The sequence below is a fragment of the Frankia sp. KB5 genome, from assembly GCF_002099325.1.
Taxonomy (GTDB): Bacteria; Actinomycetota; Actinomycetes; order Frankiales; family Frankiaceae; genus Frankia; species Frankia casuarinae.
The window spans coordinates 1-1507 of sequence record NZ_MRUJ01000080.1; the positions used below are offsets into that span (position 1 = coordinate 1).

The following is a 1507-nucleotide window of genomic DNA, read 5'->3' on the forward strand; positions in this document are numbered from 1 at the left end:
CCGCGTTCACCGCCCGCGGCCTGCACGTCTCCCCGCACAAGGTCGGCCCGGACTACATCGATCCCAGCTACCACGCGCTGGCCTGCGGCCGGCCGGGCCGCAACCTCGACGCGGTGCTCTGCGGCGCGGCGCGCATCGCCGCGCTGTTCGCCCACGGGGCCCGCGGCGCGGACCTCGCCGTCGTCGAAGGGGTGATGGGCCTGTTCGACGGGGTGGCCCGTCCCGGTCCCGGTGAGCAGGCCGACCATGCCTCCACCGCGCACGTCGCCCGGCTGCTCGACGCCCCCGTCGTGCTCGTCGTCGACGTCTCCGGCGCCGCCCGCTCGATCGCCGCGCTCGTCGCCGGGTTCCGCGGATTCGACCGGCGGATCCGCCTGGCCGGGGTGATCCTCAACCGGGTCGGTTCCCCCCATCACCGCGACCTGCTCACCGAGGCACTCGACGACATCGCCGTGCCCGTGCTCGGCGCGCTGCCGCGGGAACAGGCCGTCCACACCCCCTCGCGGCATCTCGGTCTGGTGCCGGCGGCGGAACGCAGACCCGCCGCCGTCGCCGCCGTCGACCGGCTCGGCGCGCTGGTCGGATCCGCCTGCGACCTCGACGCCCTGCTGCGGGTGGCACGCACCGCGCCGCCGTTGCGCGTCGCACGTTGGGAGCCGGCCACCGTGCTCGCCGCGGCCGGACCGGCAGCGGTCACCACAGCGGACCCGGCGATGCCCGCGATGCCCGACCGGCCCCCGCGGGTCGCGGTCGCCGGGGGAGCCGCGTTCACCTTCGGCTACCCCGAACACATCGAGCTGCTCACCGCCGCGGGCGCCGACGTCGTCCCCGTCGACCCGCTGCGCGACGAGACGCTGCCACCGGGAACCGACGCCCTGATCATCGGCGGTGGTTTCCCCGAGGAGCACGTCGCCGCGCTCGCCGACAACGCCCGGTTACGCGCCGAGGTCGCCGCGTTCGCCGCCCGCGGCGGGCCGGTCGCCGCCGAGTGCGCCGGACTGCTCTACCTGGCCCGCACCCTGGACGGCGCGCCGATGTGCGGGGTTCTCGACGTGGAGGCGGTGATGGGCCCGCGGCTCACCCTCGGCTACCGCAGCGCGATCGCCGCCGCGGACAGCCCCCTGGCGGCGGCCGGGACCACCGTGCACGCCCACGAGTTCCACCGTACGGTCCTACGGCCCCCACCCGGCCGGGCGCCGTGCGACCCACGGTCGCCGTCCCCCGCCCACGGCGCCGCAGGCCCGCCCCCCGGGTCGTCGTGGGTGGCGGCGTGGTGGCTGCCGGTACCCGAAACCGCGCCCCGACCCGCACCGGGACGCGTGGCGGGTGGTGGCCGGCGCGGCGGGCAGCAGGCGGCGTCGCCGTGGATGTCCGAGGGGTTCGTGTACCGCCGGGTGCACGCCTCCTACCTGCATCTGCACTGGGCTGGACGGCCCGGCGCCGCCACCCGCCTGCTCGCCGCCGCCCGCGCGGCCCGCCGGGAGGACGGCCGGGACACCGCCGGCGC

Annotated in this window: 1 protein-coding gene; it reads left to right on the forward strand. The window is 77.7% G+C overall.

Annotation, left to right across the window (positions count from 1 at the left end; all coding sequences use genetic code 11):
• The coding region (locus KBI5_RS09210; RefSeq protein WP_116289879.1) for a cobyrinate a,c-diamide synthase at positions 1–1507 on the forward strand (1507 nt) is incomplete at both ends.